Annotated in this window: 21 protein-coding genes and 1 riboswitch; of the genes, 7 read left to right on the plus strand and 14 right to left on the minus strand. The window is 43.7% G+C overall.

Annotated features, from left to right (window positions below):
- The first annotated feature begins 12 nt into the window (after positions 1-12).
- From D1367_RS12485 to D1367_RS12515, 7 genes are all read left to right on the plus strand, one after another.
- The gene (locus D1367_RS12485) at positions 13-1,116 is read left to right on the plus strand and encodes a septal ring lytic transglycosylase RlpA family protein (RefSeq protein WP_118166742.1); all 1,104 of its coding nucleotides are present in this window, start codon (positions 13-15) and stop codon (positions 1,114-1,116) included.
- Between the two features lie 262 nt (positions 1,117-1,378).
- Positions 1,379-2,983, plus strand: coding sequence for a bifunctional pantoate--beta-alanine ligase/(d)CMP kinase (locus D1367_RS12490; RefSeq protein ID WP_118166743.1), 1,605 nt, complete (start codon positions 1,379-1,381; stop codon positions 2,981-2,983).
- Positions 2,984-3,737: 754 nt separating this feature from the next.
- Entirely contained in the window at positions 3,738-4,340 is a 603-nt protein-coding gene (gene sodB, locus D1367_RS12495; RefSeq protein ID WP_118166744.1) for a superoxide dismutase [Fe], read from the plus strand.
- A gap of 638 nt (positions 4,341-4,978) precedes the next feature.
- Positions 4,979-7,096, plus strand: coding sequence for a cytochrome-c peroxidase (locus tag D1367_RS12500; protein WP_228674529.1), 2,118 nt, complete (start codon positions 4,979-4,981; stop codon positions 7,094-7,096).
- A 255-nt stretch (positions 7,097-7,351) separates the two neighbouring features.
- The gene (locus tag D1367_RS12505; protein WP_118166746.1) at positions 7,352-7,558 is read left to right on the plus strand and encodes a hypothetical protein; all 207 of its coding nucleotides are present in this window, start codon (positions 7,352-7,354) and stop codon (positions 7,556-7,558) included.
- A gap of 90 nt (positions 7,559-7,648) precedes the next feature.
- Positions 7,649-8,785, plus strand: a complete 1,137-nt coding sequence (locus D1367_RS12510) for an AIR synthase related protein (RefSeq protein WP_118166747.1) — start codon at positions 7,649-7,651, stop codon at positions 8,783-8,785.
- Positions 8,786-9,295: 510 nt separating this feature from the next.
- The gene (locus D1367_RS12515) at positions 9,296-9,982 is read left to right on the plus strand and encodes a PHP domain-containing protein (RefSeq protein ID WP_118166748.1); all 687 of its coding nucleotides are present in this window, start codon (positions 9,296-9,298) and stop codon (positions 9,980-9,982) included.
- Between the two features lie 223 nt (positions 9,983-10,205).
- On the opposite strand, the gene D1367_RS12520 is transcribed toward D1367_RS12515, so the two are convergent.
- The 14 genes from D1367_RS12520 to D1367_RS12585 form a co-directional block, all read right to left on the minus strand.
- Positions 10,206-11,669, minus strand: coding sequence for a calcium-binding protein (locus tag D1367_RS12520; RefSeq protein WP_118166749.1), 1,464 nt, complete (start codon positions 11,667-11,669; stop codon positions 10,206-10,208).
- A 665-nt stretch (positions 11,670-12,334) separates the two neighbouring features.
- Positions 12,335-13,018 carry an arsenical resistance protein ArsH gene (gene arsH, locus D1367_RS12525; RefSeq protein ID WP_118166750.1) on the minus strand — a complete coding sequence of 228 codons (684 nt, stop codon included), beginning with the start codon at positions 13,016-13,018 and terminating at the stop codon, positions 12,335-12,337.
- 45 nt (positions 13,019-13,063) lie between these two features.
- Positions 13,064-13,480: an ArsI/CadI family heavy metal resistance metalloenzyme gene (locus D1367_RS12530; RefSeq protein WP_118166751.1), complete on the minus strand. Its 417-nt coding sequence runs from the start codon at positions 13,478-13,480 to the stop codon at positions 13,064-13,066.
- Between the two features lie 17 nt (positions 13,481-13,497).
- Positions 13,498-14,760, minus strand: coding sequence for an organoarsenical effux MFS transporter ArsJ (arsJ, locus tag D1367_RS12535; RefSeq protein ID WP_118166752.1), 1,263 nt, complete (start codon positions 14,758-14,760; stop codon positions 13,498-13,500).
- Positions 14,761-14,837: 77 nt separating this feature from the next.
- Positions 14,838-15,854 carry an ArsJ-associated glyceraldehyde-3-phosphate dehydrogenase gene (locus tag D1367_RS12540; protein ID WP_118166753.1) on the minus strand — a complete coding sequence of 339 codons (1,017 nt, stop codon included), beginning with the start codon at positions 15,852-15,854 and terminating at the stop codon, positions 14,838-14,840.
- 148 nt (positions 15,855-16,002) lie between these two features.
- On the minus strand, positions 16,003-16,509 hold the full coding sequence (locus D1367_RS12545; protein WP_118166754.1) for a phosphatase domain-containing putative toxin: 507 nt from the start codon (positions 16,507-16,509) through the stop codon (positions 16,003-16,005).
- Entirely contained in the window at positions 16,506-17,657 is a 1,152-nt protein-coding gene (gene arsB, locus D1367_RS12550; RefSeq protein ID WP_118166755.1) for an ACR3 family arsenite efflux transporter, read from the minus strand. The genes D1367_RS12545 and arsB overlap by 4 nt, the downstream gene beginning before the upstream one ends.
- A 29-nt stretch (positions 17,658-17,686) precedes the next feature.
- Entirely contained in the window at positions 17,687-18,751 is a 1,065-nt protein-coding gene (locus D1367_RS12555) for a PstS family phosphate ABC transporter substrate-binding protein (RefSeq protein ID WP_118166756.1), read from the minus strand.
- 111 nt (positions 18,752-18,862) lie between these two features.
- The gene (locus tag D1367_RS12560; RefSeq protein ID WP_118166757.1) at positions 18,863-19,189 is read right to left on the minus strand and encodes an ArsR/SmtB family transcription factor; all 327 of its coding nucleotides are present in this window, start codon (positions 19,187-19,189) and stop codon (positions 18,863-18,865) included.
- Between the two features lie 595 nt (positions 19,190-19,784).
- Entirely contained in the window at positions 19,785-20,489 is a 705-nt protein-coding gene (locus D1367_RS12565; RefSeq protein ID WP_118166758.1) for a precorrin-2 C(20)-methyltransferase, read from the minus strand.
- Positions 20,490-20,491: 2 nt separating this feature from the next.
- Positions 20,492-21,118, minus strand: a complete 627-nt coding sequence (locus D1367_RS12570; RefSeq protein ID WP_118166759.1) for a precorrin-8X methylmutase — start codon at positions 21,116-21,118, stop codon at positions 20,492-20,494.
- 104 nt (positions 21,119-21,222) lie between these two features.
- The gene (gene cobG, locus D1367_RS12575; RefSeq protein ID WP_118166760.1) at positions 21,223-22,809 is read right to left on the minus strand and encodes a precorrin-3B synthase; all 1,587 of its coding nucleotides are present in this window, start codon (positions 22,807-22,809) and stop codon (positions 21,223-21,225) included.
- A riboswitch (adenosylcobalamin-variant (AdoCbl-variant) riboswitch) is annotated at positions 22,776-22,864 on the minus strand. It overlaps the preceding gene by 34 nt.
- A 144-nt stretch (positions 22,865-23,008) precedes the next feature.
- Positions 23,009-23,467 carry a hypothetical protein gene (locus D1367_RS12580; protein WP_118166761.1) on the minus strand — a complete coding sequence of 153 codons (459 nt, stop codon included), beginning with the start codon at positions 23,465-23,467 and terminating at the stop codon, positions 23,009-23,011.
- Between the two features lie 111 nt (positions 23,468-23,578).
- The gene (locus D1367_RS12585; protein WP_118166762.1) at positions 23,579-24,475 is read right to left on the minus strand and encodes an FAD-binding domain-containing protein; all 897 of its coding nucleotides are present in this window, start codon (positions 24,473-24,475) and stop codon (positions 23,579-23,581) included.
- Between the last annotated feature and the right edge of the window lie 89 nt (positions 24,476-24,564).

A 24,564-nucleotide genomic window follows, 5' to 3' on the forward strand; every position in this document is an offset into this window, starting at 1 on the left:
AAAAACGGACGCATGAATCAAAGACATTTGTGGATTATTGTTGCCCTGTCTATGGCTACTTTGGGCATACCCTCAGTTGGTTGCACTCAAACCACCAAGGGAAATGCGCTAGCTTCCCAGAAATCACCCGCCCCTGATGTGGTGAAGGTGGGAGAGTATCAATCCAGAGCAGGGAAACAAACCTTGGATGCTGTGATTACAGAAATTCATCCTCACAACATTAGAGGACGTAAGGCGGCAACCCTTTTTATCCGAAATATACCTGTTCTCACCTTTTTGAGTTCTGTATCAAATACGAATCTTGAAAGTAAAAAAGTTGGTGCAATTGGAAATACTGGGGGCGTACAAAGGTACGCCCTTATTGCTAGCAATTCATCAAATGGACTGGATACTGGGAGCGTAACAGGTGTGAGTAACCAGATTAGCTCCGCCAACAATGACCCAGTTCAGATAGCTGGTGTAATAGCAGCTAAGATCAACCAGTTGAACCGGGAAAATGTGGACGGGAGTAAGATTACCGTAAGTTGGAAAGCAGGGGAAAAATCGGCTGATAATCAAGCGCAACGCAAAAGCGCCCCTCTCCAACAAAATGGCGATCGCTATGTAATCAAAATTAATGGCGAAGAATTAGTCGAAATCAACGAAGGTACGCGACTAGCAGATAGCACCAACAATCTGGCGCAAGATGCATTGCAAGCAACGAATCGCCTGCGGAGGCTACTAGGCAATGCATCCCCCTTAAAAGAAATTGCTAATTTACCTGTGCGATCGCCAATAGCAATGCCAAAGCAGCCTCAACAGATTGCCGTCGGAGTAGTGCAAACCACCTTGAGAGGCATAGCTTCTTTTTACGGTTATGACTTTTCTGGTAATCGTACTGCTAGCGGCCAGAGATTCAACCCTGAAGGCATGACTGCCGCTCATCGTAGCTTACCCTTTGGTACAAAAGTCCGTGTAACCAACACCCGCAATGGTCGTTCTGTAGTACTGCGAATTAATGACCGAGGCCCATTCATTCGGGGTCGAATCATTGACGTGTCTACTGGCGCGGCTAGGGTTTTGGGAATGATGGGCAGTGGCGTAGCACCAGTACGTGTTGAGGTTTTGGGGAAATAATTATTAGAGAGTGGGGAGTTAGGAGTTAGGAGTTAGGAGTTAGGAGTTAGGAGTTAGGAGTTAGGAGTTAGGAGTTAGGAGTTATGAGTTATCCATCCCCCTCATCCCCCTCATCCCCCTCATCCCCCGGTTGGTGAGCGAAGTCGAACCACATCCCCCATTCCCCACCCTTCATAACAATTCCCCTAGTTGAATCATCTCTTCCCTCGATTTCAGATATAAACTAACGGGGGAGGGATCGATAAGAACTAGGGGTATTTTTGTGCGCCTGCTGACAACAGTCGCAGCTTTACGCTGCTATTTAACTAAACGCTGCTCAGAAAACAAGCTAATTGCAGTTACTGAGGATCTAAAACTAGATGAGATGACTAGCTCGTATCAGACGGCAGTCGGTCTGGTGCCAACGATGGGAAATTTGCATCAAGGTCATTTAAGCTTAATTCAACGGGCGCGGCAAGAAAATTCTACGGTGATTGTAAGTATTTTCGTCAATCCCCTGCAATTTGCTCCCAATGAGGATTATCAACGTTATCCCCGCACTTTAGAGCAAGACCAAGAATTTTGCGAACAAGCTGGGGTAGATGCAATTTTTGCGCCGACTCCAGAAGAAATGGCAGTTCCCCAGAAGAGTATACAAGAATCAAAGGTTACACAAGTTATCCCCCCATCTGCTATGATAACAGGCTTGTGTGGTCGTTCTCGGCAAGGTCACTTTCAGGGTGTCGCTACGATTGTGACCAAACTTTTCAACTTGGTACAGCCTGACCGTGCCTACTTTGGTCAAAAGGATGGTCAGCAACTGGCAATTATTAAACGCTTAGTAGCTGACTTAAATTTGCCAGTAGAAATTGTTGGTTGTCCAACAGTGCGGGAAGCTTCGGGTCTTGCCTTCAGTTCTCGTAATCAATATTTGACTGCAACGGCAAAAGAGCAAGCGGCGGCATTATATCGCGGCTTGGGACGCGCTGAAGCTGCTTTCATTGCAGGCGATCGCAATAGTAACAAGTTGATAGCACTGGTACAGCAAGAAGTGGCTATAGTCAAGACGATTTTAGTGGAATATATTGAATTGGTTGAACCGACTACGTTAATGTCTTTAGAAAAAGTTCAGGAGGAAGGAATGTTGGCGATCGCAGCTCGTCTTGGGTCTACACGTTTGATTGACAATATTATATTGCGCGATCGTCAACCCATTATCGCCATTGATGGCCCAGCCGGGGCTGGAAAATCTACAGTGGCGCGTCAAGTGGCAGCAAATCTAAATCTAGTGTATTTAGATACAGGAGCAATGTACCGGGCTGTGACTTGGTTAGTACTGCAAAAGGGGATTGCCATTGATGATGAGTGTGCGATCGCTGAATTAACTAACCAGTGTAAAATTGAACTTACTCCTAACCAGGATTTACAATCGTCGGTGCGGGTTTGGATTGACGGTACTGATGTTACCCAGGCAATTCGGACGGTTCAGGTAACTTCTATTGTATCTGCGATCGCTGCACAAAGCGCTGTCCGTCAAGCACTGGTTAAACAACAGCAAAACTGGGGAAAGAAAGGCGGTTTAGTAGCTGAAGGTCGAGACATCGGTACTCACGTATTCCCCGATGCTGAAGTGAAAATCTTCCTAACCGCTTCTGTGGGTGAACGCGCCCGTCGCCGCCAGGAAGACTTTAACAAACAAGGTCAACCCGAAGTGAGTTTAAAGCAGTTGGAACGGGATATTGCTGAACGCGATTGGAAAGATAGCACACGCAAAGTTTCCCCTTTGCAAAAAGCAGCCGATGCGATCGAAGTTCAAACCGATGGTCTGAATATTTCTGAAGTCACAGCACAAATTGTGAACTATTACCAGCAGCGTTTATCTCAGTAGTAATGTACCACTATTTGCTGCTAGTTTTTTAGTTCAAAAGGGTGGTGGGTGAGTGATGATTCATTTACCATCCTTAGAGGATGTTTGAAAAGTCCTATTATCAATATCAAAAGTTTTAGATCCCCCTAAATCCCCCGATAAATTAGGGGACTTGGATTCCGCTTCCCCCCTTGAAAAGGGGGTTAGGGGGGATCTTTATACAACTTGATACTTTACAAATATCCTCTTAAAACTGCACCGAGAAACAGCCAGAAGCAAAAAATTAAATAATTTTACTATTGGTTTATCTTATATCTAAGATTTATTTTATAAATTTTATATTATTTAAATCACTAAATCATCACGCTTTCGACAGATCCCTCACATCATAATTAATCCCGCTACAGATAGAAGCCTGAAAGCTTTAATTGCTAAACGCTAATAGGACTTACCCATCAGGTACGAAATTTCGGGGCAATTCATGAATTGCCCCTACGGTAAATCAAGGCTTTCACTGCCTTTTGCGTAAGTTCTGTGGTCTTTAGTTAGGAAATATTAGCCATTTTTATTTATAGTCATTATTTCCTAGTGATTTGACTTATTTTACTTATTAGACAAGTACTTTGTTTTTATCTTCACTTTGGTAGTAAAATGACGATGTTAAGTTTTATGTTTCATTATTAAAGACATAAAACCTTAAAAATAAAAGCTGTTAATTTCCTAAGCTTCTGCAATAGCTTAAAACTGGAAACTGGTAAAGAGAGGATTTGACACAATGGCATTTGTACAAGACCCACTACCCTTCGATATTAATGCTTTAGAGCCTTATGGCATGAAAGCTGAAACTTTCGAGTATCACTATGGCAAACATCACAAAGCTTATGTAGACAACCTCAACAAGCTCACTGAAGGTACAGAACTTGCTAATAAGTCTCTAGAAGAGGTGATCAAAACTTCCTTCAACGACTCCTCGAAAGCGGGAATCTTCAACAACGCTGCCCAAGTTTGGAACCATACCTTCTTCTGGAATTCCTTGAAACCAAAAGGTGGCGGTACACCCACTGGCGATCTCGCAGCCAAAATTGATAAAGATTTTGGTAGCTTTGACAAATTCAAGGAAGAGTTCTCTAATGCGGCCGCAACTCAATTCGGTAGTGGCTGGTCTTGGCTCATTGATGATGGTGGTACGCTGAAGGTGATCAAAACACCAAATGCAGAAAACCCTTTAGCTCATGGTAAGAAGGCACTCTTAACTTTGGATGTTTGGGAACACGCCTACTACATTGACTATAGAAACGCCCGTCCGGCGTTCATCAAGAATTTCCTAGACAACTTGGTTAACTGGGACTTTGCTGCTGAAAACTTGGCTCAAGCTTAATCCAATACGCTTGGGTTAAGGATAATCGTAGGTTGGGTTGAACATTCGTGTTACCCAAGCATATTGAAGCTTAATCAACTAAAAGTTTTAAAATAATTATCAGTTATTAGTAATAATTGATAATTATTTTTTTAATCATAGCTAAAAAACTGTTGATTAAAACTAGTTGTGACAATAGGTTTTACTAAATATATGAAATCAATTCGCAATTCGCACTCTTGCTTCGCCCCGCTACGAAGAGAGCTATTCGCAATTAAACTAAGCCCGTAGGGGTGGGGTTTCAACCTACCAAGAGAATACAAGGATTTTTTCGCTTGACTTCGGGCGAGGTTTTGAACCCTTACTTTTTCGATAAATTCAAAATAATTAGTTAATAGAAAATATTCTCAGCAGCTATCATTAGCATCATGGCTGTTTTTGATTGGCTAGGCATATAGAGCAGAGGCTTTCTAGACAGGATATAAAGTTATAGTGAGGTACTGAATAAAGAGTTGGTAAAAGAGAACTTATTGAAGCCTAAAAATTTGATAATTAATGATCTGTCATGAAATACAAAAAAAATTCCGAGTAGTAGGTGGAGCATTAATGCTTTAACCCTTGACAACGAATAACAATGCTGATGTGAACACATGAGAAAAATGCAAATTGGCACCACCTTTGTGGTTGCTGCGTTAGCCAGACTTACTGATCTGGCATCAAGGTTGTCAAGGAGAATGAAAAGCGGTGTGACGATCGCAGCACTAGTTGCGATCGCAGTGTTAGCAGGACACACTGTATCGGCACAGATAACGCCGCCCTCTCAGCCCCTAGCTTCGCTAAAAAGCGTACCGATTCCGGGGCCAGACTATACAGGCTATGTCAAAGATAAGAGCAAAGCGATCGCTCTAGGAAAGGCTCTTTTCTGGGATATGCAGATTGGCAGCGATGGTAGGACATCGTGTGCTACTTGTCACTTTAAAGCCGGAGTAGACAGCAGAATTAAAAACCAGCTCAATCCAGGGATTTTGCGTGTGGATGCAAGTGGTAATGCCAATCCTGATAATACTTTCAGTCTCGGAGGGCCAAACTACACGCTCAAGCCCACAGATTTTCCATTCCACAAACTGGCAGATGTAAACAACCGTAACTCTGCTGTTATTTCTGACATTAACGATATCGCCTCCTCCGAAGGAGTCTTCAATACCAAGTTCTTGAGTACCACTTCTGGTAATCCTCAAGACAATGTGACTCAACTCAACGATCCAATCTTCAACGTGGGAGGCGTCAAAACCCGTCGAGTCGAGCCGCGCAATACACCAACCACGGTCAATGCGGTGTACAACTTCCGCAACTTCTGGGATGGACGAGCTCAGAACTACTTCAATGGGGTTAATCCCTTTGGGAAAAGAGATCCCAACGCTAAACTTTACAAAGTACCAATTCCTCTATTTCCACCACAACAAGTCAGCGTTCAGCTCAAGAATTCATCTCTCGCTTCCCAAGCAGTCGGGCCACCACTTAGCTCATTTGAGATGTCTGCTGACGGACGCACCTTTGAGGATGTCAGTAACAAGACGGTTGGCACAACAAGCCTACTGGGTGGGATCATAGATATCTTCAAAAGCCTTTCCACAGGCTTAAAGCTTCCGAGAGACCTTGGTCAAAAATTACTTTCCCCGAATTTGAAACCACTCGCACAACAGAACGTGGCTGTTGACGACAGTGTTTTGGGTATTTATAGAGCGTCTGATGGAAAAGGTCTGAATCAGAGCTACAAGCAGTTAATTCAAGCTGCCTTCCAGCCAGAGTGGTGGAATTCCACATGGTCAATTCAGGTTGATAAAAGTGACGGTAGTCGGAAACCTGTCCTCTTGGGTTTGGGAAGTATTATCGATCCAAACAAGAAGACATACACCTTAATGGAGTACAACTTTTCGCTTTTCTTCGGGCTAGCGATTCAACTGTACGAGTCCACACTGATATCTGACAATGCGCCTATCGATCAGTACTTTGATGGCAACCAAAATGCCTTAACTCCTCAGCAAGTGAGGGGTAAACAGCTTTTCGAGGGAGCTGCTAAATGTATCAACTGTCACGGTGGGGCAGAATTTACCAATGCTTCCGTGAAAAACGTGCAGGATCAACGACTGGAATACATGATAATGGGGGATGGACAACAAGCCGTCTATGACAACGGCTTTTACAACATTGGTGTCAGACCCACTACAGACGACTTAGGCGTGGGTGGTAAAGACCCCTTTGGTAATCCGCTCTCGGAGTCACGAGTAGCTCAACTAGGGAAATTCCAGCAGCTTCTCGGTGCAGCACCCAATATCACAGTCAGCCCCAACCAGAGAATAGCCGCAGATGGAGCCTTCAAGACGCCCACACTCCGCAACGTGGAACTAACTGCCCCCTACTTCCACAATGGTGGGAAGTTGACCCTCAAGGAAGTAGTTGAGTTTTACAATCGTGGTGGTGACTTTCACGAGCAGAACATTGCCAATCTAGATGCGGATATCGAGAACCTTAACCTGAGCGATCAGGATAAAGATGACCTGGTAGCTTTTATGAAGGCGCTCACTGACGAGCGAGTTCGTTATGAGAAAGCGCCCTTCGACCATCCGCAGCTGTTCATCCATAATGGACATCCAGGAAACGAAACCTCCGTTACCAACGATGGCACCGGAAAAGCAACAGATGAGCTTCTTGAGATCCCATCTGTTGGTCGTAATGGTCGCAGCACTCCGCCTTCCAACTTCCTTGCGACTCCGTAAACAGCCTCTTAGTTGATAATTACTCTCCCTGATCCCCTTTGGTTTTTCTAGACTGCCTCCTTTACGATACAGGAGGCAGTTTTTATTGGAAGGAGAAGGACGCCATTCTGATAGAGGCTTCAACCCTCATCAATTGCAAGCTAGCAAATCTGAGATTTTATAGTCTTGCTTGTTTGAGTCGCAGTAGTTCTTGCTGAGGACACTATTTCTCCTGCCTCCTGTATCTTAAAAATAGTAAGATGAAAATCAAAATATATGGATAGCAAAGAACTAGCCCAATATATCGAAGCAACTGATAGCATCACTAAACCTTGGCTATTGGTACAATTGCGTCTCAAGAAACTCCAAGAGCGTCGAGCTACGCTGACAGACGATACCTACAACAAAGAATTAAAAGATATTTACCAAGACATGATGAATTTGGGGGAATGGTGGCACGGTATTGAAGATGAGGTATTTTAAAGTGAGGAGTTATGAGTTAGAAGTTATGAGTTTTCCTCACTTTTAACTCCTAACTCCTCACTCCTAACTTTTAACTTTTAACGCAACCTGATGGCTCAAGCTCTCGATCAAGTCGATTACGATACTCTCGATGCCGCAAAACGACGCTTCATCGATGCCGCAAAACGCACACTTGGCTTTGCAAGCGCCTATGGCATCGTGCCTGCGTCGGGTCTGGGAGCAAGTGCTAACGCTTTCAGCTTCAATCTCGCTCCGTTTCTAGAGGCGGGGGCTAGAGAACTTTCGATGACACTTGTCCCGGAAGGACTGGGCACCGCAGACGATACCCGCCCTGACGATCTTTCCGAAGAAGAACTTCGACGATTTTGGTGGAATATTGGTATCAAGATCATCTCGTGTCTTACGAACGATGCCGCAACTTCAGGTATGCAGACTATACTTCTCGGTTTATATCTGCCGTCAAGTACTCCTGAAACGATCTTTACTCCTGCGTTCCTTGATGGGTTTCTGGATGGAGTAGTTGAGGGATGCAAACGAGTTGGATGTGTCTATCTCTCAGGGGAAACTCCTCAACTAAAAACGAAGATGATTCCAGGTCGGCTCGACATCGCAGGCTCGGTTTTTGGGGTTATGCCGGCTGGTGTCGCTCCCATTGATAGCTCGCGTCTGGATGCCGGAAATACCATTGTTCTAGTCGAGAGTTCGGGCCCCCATGAGAACGGCTTTACCCCACTGCGAAAGCTTGCCGAGTCGCTCCCTGATGGCTACAGAACAAAACTTCCAAGTGGGCAGGAATTCTGGGAAGCGATTAATGCTGCTTCGTATCTTTACACGCCACTTGTGCAGGCGGTGCTTGGCGAGGGGATTTGTCCCACCGCGATGGAGAATATCACTGGACATGGATGGCAAAAGCTGATGCGGTCGGTGAAGCCGCTCCGGTATATCATTGAAACGATGCTCCCAGTGCCGGAGATATTTACGTTTGTTGAGGGTCATCTTGAGGGCGGGGCCCAGACGATGCTTTCTGTGTTTAATTACGGTGCAGGATTTGCATTCTATACTGAGTCGGAGCAGGATGCAGAGAGGATCGTTATGCTTGCAAGAGAACATCAGCTTACAGCTGTGATTGCCGGAAGGGTTGAAGCGTCTCTTAGCCGCGAGGTTGTGGTAGAACCGCTTGCAGTCACCTTGAAGGGAGATTCTTTTGGAATTGCGCGAGGGGTATAGTGATTCAGGAGCGTAGGCATAGCCCGTCGTAGACATCGCTAGTTTTCTTGAAGCTATTGTAGATAATTATCCGTTTCAATCAAAGAATTTTCTTACTTTGGCGATGCCTGCGGCGGGCTACGCCTACGCTGAAGTCTTTACTAGTTAGTTTCAAGCAATAATTACTGAGATAGATGACGGTTTTTACACCTAAAGTAGAGTTGCTTTTCCGGCTTATCAGAGATAATTGCTCTACTAAGCCTTTACTATCTAAGTCATTTCCCAGAGATCCGATAAGCCTATTGACAAAATTATGGATGCAATATTTATTACTACTTAAACATGAAGTAGTCCGAAACACCCATGACTACGGAGGTTAAGATTTGCTAACGTAGTCTTAACATATTGAAAAATTTGCTGAGAAAGCTGAGAAAGTAACAACCGACACTAATTCTTATTGTTGGGTCTTTCTCATCTCTAGATGTACCGTTTTAGTGTGTTAAAAAGATATATTTTTGTTCAGAGGGGGTTATGGTTGTAAATTTTGCCCGAACTACTGCTTCTGCAGAACTTTTGAAGCAAGTATTCCAAAACATTGATGCACAAAGTTGTCCAAGGTTATTCAACTTTCACATGCACACTGTCTACTCGGATGGTAGGTTGCAGCCTAATGCATTGATGGAACAGGCGATCGCAATTGGACTAAAAGGGTTAGCCATCACCGATCATCATGGTATTATGGGTTATCAAGCGGCACTTGCTTGGTTAGAAGACTGGAAGTGGAATAATCCTGGTGCAAGCACTCCTTACCTGTGGAGTGGTGTGGAAATTAATGCCAGCCTTTTGGATATAGAAGTTCACATTTTGGCTTACGCTTTTACACCAGAACACCTTAGCATGAAGCCTTATCTTCAAAGAAGGCCGACTATAGGGCAAGAATATCAGGCAAGTAACGTAATTGCTGCTATTCATGAAGCTGGGGGATTGGCAGTTCTGGCTCATCCGGCTCGTTACAAGCGATCGCTTTTTGACTTAATTCCAGCTGCGTCCGAAAAGGGCATTGATGGCGTGGAAACTTTCTACGCCTACAATAACCCTAACCCCTGGCAACCCAGCGTATTGGAATCAGAACAAGTACAAAAGTTGGCTGATGAATACTTTCTTCTCAATACCTGTGGTACTGATACCCACGGTTTAAGCCTGCTACAACGCTTGTAAAAATGAATCAATTTTTTTGAACTCTCCTGGTTAAATCTGCCAGGAGGTTATTCTATTTTGGATTTTCGATACTTAAGCCTGATATCACATTTAACTTGCTCCCATTAGGGCGGGCAAGATGCCCACCCCACAAGACTTATGTTTGATTCAGTTATGCAAATTAGATGTTTTTCAGCTTATCAACCACATTCGGCAGGTTAGCTTGAAAATCAGGGTGTTTTCTCTAAACAAAGAAACTGCTCACTGTAATATTTCCCAACGCGGGTAAAGTACCCGTTAATCCTGTTAAATTGACTAATAAATCACTATTCGCCTGAAAACCAGCAGTGCTATTATTGATAGCCAGGTAAGTTCCAGCGATCGCACCACTTCCAACTCTAACTAAGGCTGCACCACTTACCCCTAAAGCTTGATTTCCAGCTAAGGCTCCATTAGCGTCGGTAAATACCTGATTGACTAAGTTTACTAAAGTGGTGGCAGTGCTATCGGCAGCACGGGTAAAAGTGCTAGGTGTAATCACGGTTGATCCGTCTGAACTGAATAAACCAATTGCATCTGTGCCAATGGTGAAATCAGTAATGCGATCGCTTCCTGATACTGTTGATTGTCCAAACTGGAAGACAAATAAATCTGCGCCTTGACCGCCAGTTAGAGTATCAGCACCAGCACCACCATTCAAACCATCATCTCCATTCTCGCCATTAATAACATTGGCTCCAGAGTTACCGAAGAGGAAGTCATTAAAAATCGAGCCTTTCACGTTTTCAACGTTGAAAATAGAATCAGTTCCTGCACCACCAATAGCGAATCCAGCATCAAGACTTACCGTAACCCCGGAACCGACAAAACCGTACTCAACGGTATCAATGCCACCTGCACCATCGATAGAATCGTCACCAAATCCCCCTAAGAAAGATTCATTGGCATTAGAACCAATCAGCACGTCACTAAAACGAGATCCCAACACCCGCTCAATGGAAACTAAGGTATCACCACCGCTACCACCAACAACAACTCCGGTGGACAAATCAACACCGACTCCTGAGCTAGCGTCGAAATAGACAGCAGTATCAAATCCTGCACCGCCATTAATTCTATCAGCGCCGCCAAACCCCTGGATCTGGTTATTTCCAGAGTTCCCAGTTAGTATATCGCCGAATGCTGATCCCTCAATATCTTCGACGTTGGAAATAACCGATGTGCCAAAAGAAGTAATTGCCAGCCCTGTTGAGAGATTAACAATTACTCCCTCACTAAATTTTTGGAAGGTTATGACATCACTACCCGCCCCACCATTGATGGTGTCGTTACCTCTGGAGCCGTCAAAGCTATCATCCTCAGCAGATCCGAGGAAACTGTCATTACCTCGATAGACATATTGACCATATTCGTATGATGACGTGCCAACAGTTAAAAGGCTATTTCTTGTGGCAACGTCAATATTCAGATTTGTTTCCTGCGCTGTGATTTGGCCGTTAGTTCCGAAGAAAAATTGAGAAGTGATGGTTCCAGAATTAAAGAATCCGGTTGAAGCATAGGTGAAATTGACACCTATAGCACTATAAAAAAGAACGCCACTGCTATAGAGTACTTCAAAATTGGTACCAGTTTGCGCCCCATAGAATTGGGCAAGAGGAGTAGTACCCTCAATGTACCTGCCACCTTGAAATAGCACGACATCAGCCATAAAACTTTCTCTCCTGATTAAATGTTTGGTGTGAATTTATCTTCACTTAAGATGTTATTAAGGATTTCCAAAAAATAAATTATCCAATCTTATGGGGTGGGCATTTTGCACACACCAAAAGGCGGGCGGGCGAGACGCCCACCCCACAAGCTGACTTTTTACGGTATCTGGAAAACCTCTCTCTAAATCTCTCTCCTAAAAGGAGAGAGACTTTGAATTTTCCCCCTTCCCGCGACGAGTTGGGGGTTAGGGGGTTAGGTTTTTTGTGGGATTTTCCAGATTACGTGAAAAATCAGCCCGCACAAGAAGTAGTTAAGTATTTTTTATTTGGAAGTCCTTTAGCGTTGTGGTACGCTATGCCAGATAATACCATTCTTTTTTAGAAAAATATCACCAAACTATCTACTTTTATATCTGGAAAATAATTTATATAGTGATTGACCGGACAAATTTGGCTTATGTAAATAGCTCTTTTTTATATCTTTGAAGAGAGAAAAATAACATGCTGATTTTAAATCTTTTTCAAAGCCTCGCTTGATCAGCAAAGGGACTTCCAAGAAATAAATTATCCAATCTTGTGGGGTGGGCATCTTGCCCGCCTTTGACTATGGGCGCTCGTGTCGCCCACCCCACAATAAATCTCATCCGATTAGGAAAAAACGCTGTTAAGGAGAGCCAGTGTGTTGGGGTATATTAGAGTTAACTTCAAGAGCTTGAGAAGCTATCTTGATTGTCTCCTTAGTAGCTTTTTCTTTACGTTCACTGTAGCGGTCTGTGAGATAATCAACTTTATCGCGCAATAGCAAGGTAAATTTGTAAAGTTCTTCCATAACATCGACAACGCGATCGCGGTAGGGCGAATCCTTCATAGTGCCGTCTTCGTTAAACTCCTCGTATGCTTTAGCCACTGAAGATTGATTCGGGATAGTGAACATCCGCATCCAGCGCCCAAGAATTCTTAATGTGTTGACGGCGTTAAAAGACTGAGATCCACCACTTACTTGCATGACAGCTAAAGTTCTCCCTTGAGTCGGGCGAACGGCTCCAATACTAAGCGGAATCCAATCGATTTGATTTTTCATAATGCCAGAAATCTGACCGTGCAGTTCTGGGCTAGACCAAACCTGCCCTTCTGACCACAGGCTTAATTGACGCAACTCCTGCACCTTTGGGTGAGTGTCAGGTACGCTGCCGTAAATCGGCAGTTCACGGGGATCGAAAAACTTTACCTCTGCGCCAAATTCTTCAATGATGAGTGCGGCTTCTTCTGCCAAGAGGCGGCTATAGGAACGCTCACGCAGAGAACCATACAAAAACAAAATTCTGGGGGGATGGTCAAATGTCGTCATGGAGATGTCAGGATACAAATTAATAGCTGGGACGGATAGATTAGATTATTGACAGCATGACTCCTTGCTGACTTCAACAGATTTGATATCACGCACCTGCGAATCACCCAAAACTTTATAAATCTCCCAAGGTGCGCCATCTGGGTCATTTACCCAGACTTTATCTTGAAGGGCATAGCAACAGGTCACTTGCTCCTCTGGTCGAGTTAAGAGTCCAAGTTGTTGTAGGCGATCGCTTGTAGTGACTACTTCATTTGTTGTCTCAACTTCCACACCTAAATGATTTAAAGTACCAGCTGCCTCTGTATTCTCAATTAGTACTAACTTGAGAGGAGGCTCGGCGATCGCAAAGTTGGCATAACCAGGGCGGCGTTTTGCAGGCTCAGTACCAAAAAGCTTGCTATAGAAATCAACCGCAGCATCAATATCACTAACATTAAGGGCAAGTTGAACACGGGACATGATATTTCTCCTTTGTTTTAGTCTCCATCGCCTGCTTTCCAAGCGATCGCTTTGCTCGGTTCGGGATCGGGTAGCTTCAGAGTAATCAATGCTGCTGCTAGTACAAAGAACATGGATGTCCACAAACAGCCCACTAACCCGAAAAACTGATATATCAAACCTGATAAAACAGTTCCAGCTAATCGACCGCCTGAGTTTGCCATGTAGTAAAAACCAACGTTCAGCGCTACCTTGTCATCATCAGTAAAGGCCAACACTAAATAAGAGTGAACTGCTGAGTTGAAGGCAAATACTACGCCAAAAATCAGGAGTCCGCCAACGATCGCAATATTTGCAGGTATATTTAGTTGGAGAGCAAGAGCGATCGCTGCTGGAACTGCTGTTAAAGTAAATGTCCAGAATTGGATGGTCTTTGATTGTGGCGGACGACCAGAACCAAATCGCTGGATTAATGTTGGTGCTAAGAACTGAATAACGCCATAGCCAATTACCCAACAAGCCAAGAATCCACCGACCTGATAGAACGACCAACCCAAAATCTCGCGCAAAAATACTGGCAATCCCACAACAAACCACACATCTCTAGAGCCAAAGAGAAAAAATCGAGCAGCAGAAAGAATATTAATCTCTTCACTCTTAGAAAACAGTTGACTAAACTTGACTTTCTTCTTGATTTTGCCCATCCCTTTGGGAAGCATTAATCCAGAAAACATAATCAAGAAAAGTCCTCCTGCCATAATCCACAGGGAATTGATGAAGCCAACCGCAGCCAAAAGAGCGCTACCAATAAAGAAGCCAACTCCTTTGAGCGCATTCTTAGAACCCGTCAGCACTGCTACCCATTTAAACAAAGATGATTGGGCATCCTGAGGTACAACCAACCGAATGGCACTTTTAGAACTCATTTTGGTCAAGTCTTTCGCAATCCCAGAAAATGCCTGTGCCACCATCACATAAACGACAGCAATCCACTGTACCCAATTGGGATTGAGGAAGGACAGCATAACTAGAGAAAAAATCTGTAATCCAATGCCACTATAAAGCGTTACCTTCAATCCAAACTGAGAACCAATCCAACCGCCTAAAAAGTTTGTGACGACTCCGAAGACTTCGTAGAACAGGAATAGAAAGGCAATTTGTATCGGTGTATAGCCAATTTGGTTGAAATATAGCAACACTAGCATTCGCAAGGCACCATCGGTGAGGGTGAAACCCCAGTAGGCGAGGGTGACTAGAATATAGTTTTTGAAATTGGCACTATTAGCTGTAGTAGAAGCCATGAGGGAAGAGAGATTTAAACGCAGAGGAACGCAGAGTCAGCGCAAAGGCACGCAGAGTATTTCTAAATGAGAATATTTCACGCCTTCAGATTCAAAGCCACTTTACGGGCTAGTTCAACCATCCGGTTAGCGTAGCCCCATTCGTTGTCATACCAAGCAAGTATTTTCACTTGCGTCTCGTCTACAACCATTGTGGAGAGGGCATCAATGATGGAAGACCGAGGATCGTCTTTGTAGTCGATAGAGACTAAAGGACGCTCTTCATATCCCAGAATTCCTTTAAGCGGTGCTTGCTCAGAAGCCGTTTTTAGCAAGCTGTTAATTTCTTCTACGGTTGTGGGTCGCACAACTTCAAATACACAGTCTGTCAAAGAAGCGTTGAGCAATGGTACTCGTACTGCCAAACCATTGAGCTTGCCGTTGAGTTCGGGATAAATCAACCCGATCGCAGTTGCCGATCCAGTAGTGGTAGGAATCAGAGATAGACTTGTAGCTCTTGCCCGACGCAGATCCTTATGAGGAGCATCTACGATAGTCTGAGTATTGGTGTTGTCATGAATTGTAGTAATAATTCCATGTTTAATCCCCAAACCTTCATGGATCACCTTCACTACTGGAGCCAAACAGTTAGTTGTACAAGAGGCAGCAGTTAGCAAATGATGCTTTTCTGGCTCATAAAGTTGATCGTTAACCCCCATGACAATATTCAGGGCTTCTTCCTTGACTGGAGCAGCCACAATTACTTTCCGTACCCCTCGCTTAAAATAAGGGTCAAGGGTAGCGGGAGTTCTAAACTTGCCGGAGCATTCCAGCACGATATCAACACCTAACTCTTCCCAAGGCACATCTCCAGGTTGGGAATGTTCGCTAAAGCTGAGGGGTGTGCCATCAATAAGAATGCGATCGCCCTGTGCTTCTACTTCTGGTGTCCAACGCCCGTGGACAGAATCAAATTTGAGCAAATGAGCAGCTGTTACTGCCCCACCTTTGATTTCGTTAATATGAACGAATTCTAATTCTGGCCAACCCCATGCAGCACGTAGAGCAAGCCGTCCAATCCTACCGAATCCATTAATCCCAATCCGAATTTTCATCAATTTTCCTACCGCTAATTAACAAAATGTGATTGTTTAGTTCAATACTCTAGAAATTGCATTAAAACTACTTTTTAAAACTTAATAATTTTGTCTCTTCAGGTTTGCTCTCTACTTGTGTTGTTACCACTAAGAATTGGCAGGTGAGCTATGTTATTTGTTTAACTCGCTCTAATTCTTGTAGGAAGTTATGTTGGGTTTCTCGCAGTTCTATTTCGGGGTTTGCACCCTCAATTGTCTTGATTGCATCGTTATAAGATGAGCCACTACAAATCAAGTAAGAAGCTAGCATTGTCCCTGTTCGCCGTCTGCCATTGGTGCAATGAATTGCAACACCATTGCCAAGGTTATTTTGACTCTCAACGAAATTTTGTAAATCCTGAAGTTGCTCCTGGCTGGGTGTCGTGCCACCTTTAATTGGCAACCAAAGATAAGGAATGTTTGCTCGTTGATACAAATCTAAGTTAGAGGGGTCATCCATAACAGAAACAATTGCTTGTACACCTGCTGTCTGTAATTCTGTCAACTCCTCTGCTATGGGCTTACGAACACCTGCTAGTTTCCTTGGAATCACCCACCATAGATTTTCTGAAATCGGTTGAATTGTTTCTTGCTCCATTGCTTCAAGCCTTAGATTGCTAAAGATTGCGATCATTTTAAAACACCAAAACAGCGCGGATCTTGCAATGTTGCTTTTTCCGGTTCCCGTGGAAACCAAGCTGCTGTGCGTTTACAAAACTCAACCAGCATCAACATTACTGGCACTTCAATTAAAACCCCTACCACTGTAGCCAGTGCTGCACCTGAATTTAAACCAAATAGCATCACAGCAGTGGCAATAGCAACTTCAAAATGATTACTTGCTCCAATTAATGCTGCGGGTGCGGCATCTTCGTAGGATAAATTCATCTTCAATGCTGCTACATAACTAATCAAGAAAATGAAATTAGTTTGGATAAATAGTGGTACGGCAATTAACAATATATGCAAGGGATTTTTAACAATTAGTTCACCCTTGAATGCAAATAGCAGTACCAATGTTAGCAATAGAGCAGTAATTGAAACTGGAGTCAGATACTTTAAGAATCGTCTTTCAAACCACTCTGTACCTTTATATTTAAAAATCCAGTAACGGCTGTACATCCCCGCCACTAGGGGAAACCCAACATAAATCACTACTGATAAAACAATAGTTTGCCAGGGTACGGTTAAATCATTTGCTGCTAATAACCATCTACCCAATGGTGCGTATAAGAATAGCATCGCCAGAGAATTTACTGCCACCATTATTAAGGTGTGTCCCTGGTTGCCGTAGGAAAGATATCCCCATAACAGTACCATTGCTGTACAAGGTGCAATTCCTAGTAAAATAGTACCAGCAATATAAGAATTTGCTAGTGCTACTTCGCTACCGCCAATGATCTCAGTTCCGGTAATTAAAGGACGAAATAACCATCCTAAGAAAAATTGAGCAAATATTACCATCGTGAATGGTTTAATTAACCAGTTCACTACCAAGGTGAGAATGACAGGTTTTGGGGCGCGGATAGCATTTGCTGCTTGTGTGAAGTCAATCTTCACCATGATGGGATACATCATGAAAAACAAACATATTGCGATGGGAATAGACACTTGATACACACTCATTGCATCAAGAGCTACCGCTATTCCTGGAAACAATCTACCTAGTGCAATTCCGACAAAGATACACAAAAATACCCAAACGGTGAGATATTTTTCAAAAAAACTTAGATTGCTTCCTGCCTGTATCCGGGCTGTACTAGCTTGTGAATTCTGACTCATGGGAATAAACCTAAAAACAAAAGAAATCGCTAAAACTTGCCTTCTTTCCGTAACAACTCCCCAATTGTTAGGTTCATTTCTGCTTCTCCTCCAAATACTGTTCCCACTTTGCCTTGATACAAGTGAACGTAATTGAGGCGTTTGCTGTCATCTGGTAAAGGTATATAACCCACAGTACTTGCTATTGTTGGAGCTTTATCAATGTAAAATTCGACAAATTTGTTTACTAATTTTTTGTTTTGGTTATCCCGAAAATTAACGTAGATAAACAAAGGTCGAGCAAGGGGCTGATACTGAACTTTCTCTACAGTTTGACGTGATGGCAGTACTGCACCTTTGCCGTTGTTAATTGCCAGTGCTTTTAACTTATCTTGGTGTTTTTCGTAATAGGCATAGCCAAAGTAACCTAAAGCATTTGGATCTTTGCTAATACCATCCACTAATACTTCATCATCTTCACTTGCTGTGTAGTCATTACGACTGACTCTTGTTTTACCTACAGTCGCTTCTGTAAAGTAGTCAAAAGTACCAGACTTTTTCCCAGCACCATACAAATTAAGGGGGCGATCTGGCCAAGATAGACGTACTTGGTTCCAGCGAGTAATTTTCCCTTGGGCTGACGGTTCCCAAATCTTTTTCAATTCTGCTACTGTGATGTCTTTTGCCCAATCGTTTTGCGGATTGACGGCGACGGTAAGCGCATCAAAAGCAATGGGAAACTCCATATACGTCACACCATTTTTTTTGCAAGCTTCCATCTCTGCCTTCAAAATTGGTCGAGAAGCGTTGCTAATATCGGTTTCTCCATTACAGAATTTCTCAAACCCGCCACTAGTACCAGAAATGTTAACTGCAACCTGCACTTGATTCTTTGGATTGGCTTGATAGTCTTTAGCGATCGCCTGCGTAATCGGATAGACTGTGCTGGAACCATCAATTTTTATTGTTGCTGTTGCAGCCTTACCAGAATCTCTTACCTGAGTTACATCAGGTGACTGCTGAGTTTGAGTAGATGTGTTAGATGCTACTGTGCAACTGGTCGTTAAAGCCAACATTCCAAGTGCAAGAGCCAATTCCTTTGGTGCTGTCTTCATTAACCCCACCCCTGTGAGTTAGTATCTTTCTATCATTTCAAAAAAAATTGATTTGTCAATCCGTACACAAGTAAAAGTAAACAAAACATTACAAAAAAAATTGATGGATTTTTAACTCTCGCAGGGGGGACGAATAGGCAATATTGGGCTAAAGCGGCGGAATTCTGCTAGATACTGCTCTAAAAGAACAAATTGACACAGATTGAGGCTGTAGTAAATCCAGCGCCCTTCTTGACGAGCGCGAACCAAACCCGCTTCTTTCAGGGTTTTGAGGTGAAAAGACAGTTTAGACTGAGTGGTTCCCAGGTGGTCGCATAAGTCACAGACGCATAGTTCTTGAGAGCGCAGGAGTTCTAAGACCTGAATTCTTAGGGGATCGGATAGGGCATGAAAGCCAGCAGCGATCGCATCAGGAGTGAAGGTGCTATTAGGAGCCATCAATTTTTTTTGAAGTATTTATTTATGGTAAAGTCTAAATCATCGCAAAGCAATTGGCATCATTGCATCGTGAATGATGCCTACTTATTGGTCATTATGCGAACGCGGTTTTCGGCATTTACGCCAATTAATATTGTTTGCAGAATGGGAATGCGACGCCGAATAGCCCGCCGCAGGCATCGTTTTTTTGATCCCCCTTGTAGAGACGCGATTCATCGCGTCTTGTATTTATCAGTTTTGTACGTTTTGTACGTATTAGATAGACATCTCCGAAAAAGAACGTAGAGACGTAGCACTGCTACGTCTCTACAAGGGTTCTGGGTGACGCATATTTAATTTCTGGAGGTGTCTATTATAAATTTATCCAAATCCAGCAAATCCGATCGCTAAAATAAAAAAAGCAAGATAAGTAGTCGGACAAAAATATTTACAGTCATTGCGAGCGTTCGCGTTAGCGTCTCGAAGAGAAGCGAAGCAATCCCAGCCCTTGCGATTGCTTCATTCCGCTTCGCTCCATTCGCAATGACATTGTGTAATTAATTCTGTCTGACTACTTAACTAAGAAATGCTTAACTCAACTGTGTTGATTTTTGGTTTATAGTCGATTCTTAGTGGGAATCACAATCATCGAGAAATAAGGCACTTCATCTGGATCAACTTCATCCAAGGGTATGATGCGTTGCTGTGATGTTGATGCCCGCTCAATATATCTTGCCCGTGATGCTAGCCCTAATTTATGCAGAATATCTCGTACTTTAGTAAAATGACGACCTAGCTTCATAATTGCTGCTGCATCAGTTATCAACAGATGTGTAGTCAGTTCTTCTGCTGGTAATGGGGCGGGTAAGACTGTAAGAATATCAGTGTAGTAAGTGAAAGGTATACCCAAGGCTACCGGACAAGCCATCAGCGAAGAAACTCCGGGGATTACTTCTGTTACGTACTCTTCAGATAACCGCGTGAAAACGTACATGAATGAACCATAGAAAAATGGATCGCCCTCGCATAGCACTACAACATCTCGACCTGCGGCTAAATGTTGGGCGATTGGTTCAATTTCCTTGTCATAAATAGACTTGGCCTTTTCTGGTTCTAAGGCACGGGGGAGGTGAAATAATACCTCGATTTGATTCCCAGGAAGATATTGCGCCACGATCGCTCTAGCAATACTTTCTTTATCTGTGGCTGATTGATAGGCTATCACAGGAGCCGCACGTAATAGCCGCAATGCTTTCAGAGTCAATAATTCGGGATCGCCAGGGCCGACACCAATTCCATAGAGACGACCTTTGGATTTCATATTCATTCTTCCTCCGTTGCCAGGGCGTTAACTGCGGCGGCTGCGATCGCACTTCCACCGCGCCGACCGTGTAATGTTAAAAATGGTACATTCCTGCTATCTGCTGCCAGCGCCGCTTTCGATTCGGCTGCACCGACAAATCCCACTGGAAAGCCTAAGATAATCGCAGGTTTCGGCGCTCCTTCGTCGAGCATTTCTAAGAGTCTGAATAGTGCTGTGGGCGCATTACCAATTGCAATTACCGATCCTTCCAGGTGCGATCGCCATAATTCTAAAGCTGCTGCCGACCTTGTAGTACCCAGACGCTGGGCAATTTCTGGCACTTCCGGCTCGTTGAGGGTACAAATAACTTGATTATTTGCGGACAACCGCCGTCTGGTAACGCCATCAGCAACCATCCGACAATCGCACAGAATTGTAGCTCCTGCTGCTAGTGCTGCCCTTGCAGATTGTACTGCTGTTGGTGAATATCCTAAGTCAGTGACAATATCCGTCATTCCACAGGCATGTATGAGACGCACAGCAACTTTTGCTACATCTGGCGGCAGCACATCTAGGTTGGCTTCTGACCGGATGATTGCAAAAGAATTGCGGTAAATTTCGTTGGCATCTCGGATGTAGTCGGGCATTCGATTTGGGATTTTAGATTTTGGATTGATTTGTTAACTAACCGCAGAGGCGCAGAGAACACAGAGGAAGAGAAATTAAATACAAGACTTACACAAAATACCTCTCAAATTCTTATTTCTCCGTGTTCTCTGTGCCTCTGCGGTTCGATTTTTCTGCATATCGACCGATTAGCAAATTCCCCAAAGGACTCATCAGAATTTAGGCGGTGAATTTTATATACATATAGCATCCGCTCTATTAATGCAGGTAGTTCGGCAAAAGTTACATTTTGATATAGTTCACGTCCGAATTTCTCATTGCTGTCACCAACATAAACGTGATAGCCTTCCACAGTTCCATTGTCAGCCTGAATGCTGACACCAAGCAGAGTAATATCACTCTTGCTATGCTGGGCGCAGGATTTTTCGCAGCCGCTAAAGTGGATATTAACTGGACAATCCAGAGTAACGCGAGTTTCAAGATACTTTGCTAATGCCAACGCATGACTTTTGGTGTCCGTGGCAGAAGAGGCGCAACCTTTTTTGCCAGAACAGGCAACTAATGCACTTTTGATATTGGTTGCTGAGGAATCTAATCCTAAGAAAGCAATTTCACTTTGGACATCAGCAACCCATTGCTGAGGAATATCTGTTATCAGCAGATTTTGCCAAGGGGTTAATCGAAGAGTGCCGCTACCGTATTTCGTTGCTAAATCTGCTAAACTCCGCATTTGGTTACTCTCCAATCGTCCAAGGGGTAAGACGACACCAATGTAAAATAAGCCTTGCTGACGTTGGGGATGGAGGCCAATATGCTGATACTTTCCCTCTCCTTGCAAAAGAGTAAAGAATTCCTCCCCCTTTCCTAATAGGTTGGGGGTTAGGTCACTTAAAAGAGAAAAAGTTAGACGCTGTTCAACTTCCTGAAGATAATTTTCACAACCCAAAGTATTCAATAACTCTAATAGCCGTAGCCGACGCTTACTTGTAGTATTACTATGAGCTAGATAGACCTCTGCCAAAGCTGCCAAGACGGGCAAACATTTTTCTGGTGATAACAAAATTCCCATATAGCTGGGCGGTTGACCTTTTGCACCGACACTGAGATAGAGGCGGAAATATACATTACCATCAACTAAGACAGCAGCAAATAGGATATCATTCAAGCGATCGCACACCCGAATTATCCCACCACCATCAAAACAAACGCTAAATTTTGCCGACAGTCCCGAAAGCGCCGGATGTGCAGCAATATAATCATCCCAACTTTGGACAAAAGGACGGGTGTCGATTAATTCTAGCGGATCGATACCAGCAGTCGGGCTGGTCATAATATTACGGATGTGGTCTACAACAGGATTACGAGAACCCAATCCCATGTACTGTAGGTGTTTCAGAACCTCAGCATTAATCCCCGTGCGGATTTCACGGACTTGTAGATTAGCTCGATTAGTCACATCTACATAGTTGCCACCGTGCTGTTCTGCTATATCTGCGATCGCACGGCACTGCTGACTACTAATAATTCCACCTGGTATTCTAATGCGAGATAATATACCATCGGCGGCAGGTGTAGCATAAAACAAGCCAGGACAAGTGGCAAATTCAGAAAGCAAACTTGGAACTCCTTCCCCGTGCAACGCAGGGAGTAGACAGTGAATGTGTCTTCTCTGACATCTTGAGAGTTGGCATTCTGACTTGGGTGATCCCATCACAGCTGCGGCACAGTCCCGGAATTTAACCGGAGTTTCCCAACTCCAAGCTCTAGTAATTTAGCACGAGAACGTAGTCAGAAAATTTAATACTTCATATTTTGAATCAACCTATCCACGCCCAAAGACGTGAATTCGATGGCTCACTCATGTAGTAACCGCCTAATTAGCTTAATAAAAAAACCTCTCCCTGGTTTTACTACACAAAACCATCTCTTTCTGAGTCGGAGAGCGACAGATTTGAACGAAAAACATAATTTTGAGCCACTTTCCAATAGCGCGAGAACCGCTTCAGGTCAATATAGCCATCATAGTCAAAAAATGGTTCTACTTCTAGCATTTCCACTGCTATAGAACCCTCCATTTGATTGCAGATATCATCAAATCGGGGACTCGGACTCTTAGCTGTGACAACTAAATTCGCATCATGTTCTTGAGCAAAAGCTAAAATTTCTTGTGCCACATCGCCACGACGGATAACAACGGGTAACTCTAGCAAGCATTCGTAGATAAAAGCGATGCGTTTGAGACTCAGTTGCCATTCCTCTATCAAAGCCTCGTCCCAAACCCAGATAGCTGGGGCATCGGGATATTTTTGTAGTACAGGGTTGTATCGACTGAGGCAATCTCCATGTATCCAAACAATTGGTTTAGTCATTAGTCATTAGTCATTAGTCATTAGTCATTAGTCATTAGTCATTAGTCATTAGTCATTAGTCATTAGTCATTAGTCATTTGTCATTTGTCATTAGTCATTTGTCAAGAGTTATTATTCTCTTCCTTGTCCCCCTTGTCCTCCCCTACTCCCCCTGCTCCCCTTCCCTTTCTTTGGGCGCTGCCAACTTTGGCTATTGGCTTGTTTGCTAAATTCCCCTTTCGGAAAAAGTCGCACTTCTAATTCTTCATAGCTGCCTTCAAAATCACAATGGCCGTAAAGGGGACATTTCTGGCAATAAACGCCTTTGGTGTAGCGTTCTAAGTTCTCACGATTGAAAAAATACGGTTTCTGACTAAAGGTGCTGGCAACCCACTGCCATGACATATTATTACTAGCAGGATCTCCATCTAAAAGGTGTTCGAGAAACCATTTGGCTCCTGCTTGCCAACGAATACGCAGCCAATGGACAATGTAAGCTGCTAGCCACATTCGGGCGTGGTTATGGAGATAGCCAGTTTCTTTTAAGTCACGGCTAAAACTGTCGATGCAAACTCTACCTGTCGTTCCTTGTCTGATATTTTGGGGCAATTCGGGTGCATATTCAGCCACAGTGTAACCAGTTTTGTACTCTTCCTGGTCTTTCCAGATTCCATCTCCTAATTTGACATACAACCGTTGCCAGTAGTCGCGCCAGCCTAACTCGTTAATTAGTTTTGTAGCATCATTTGGGTGCTGTACCCGTTCAAGGACATAATCTCGAATTTCTCGCAAACTCAAAACGCCATAGCGAATGTAAGGCGAAAGTCGCGTGACTGCACCTGCGAAAAAATTTCGTGTTTGCGCGTAGCTTACTGCATCGATTTTTTCCAGCGCTTTCTCTGCCGCTTTGCGTCCTCCGACGGTTTGACTGATGTGGTCATCGCGTTGCGCCGCATCTGGGAATTGTTCGCGCAGGTAGGCTACCAACTCATCGCGGTTGGTAAATTCGCGTTGCATATCTTTAGCCATGTGAACTTTGAAGGGTGAGAATAAATAAAAATACTTGTGGGTTAAGTCATTATTATGGCGGATAAATATAAGCGTACACCGTAGGGGTT

This window comes from Nostoc sphaeroides (assembly GCF_003443655.1).
Lineage (GTDB): Bacteria > Cyanobacteriota > Cyanobacteriia > Cyanobacteriales > Nostocaceae > Nostoc > Nostoc sphaeroides.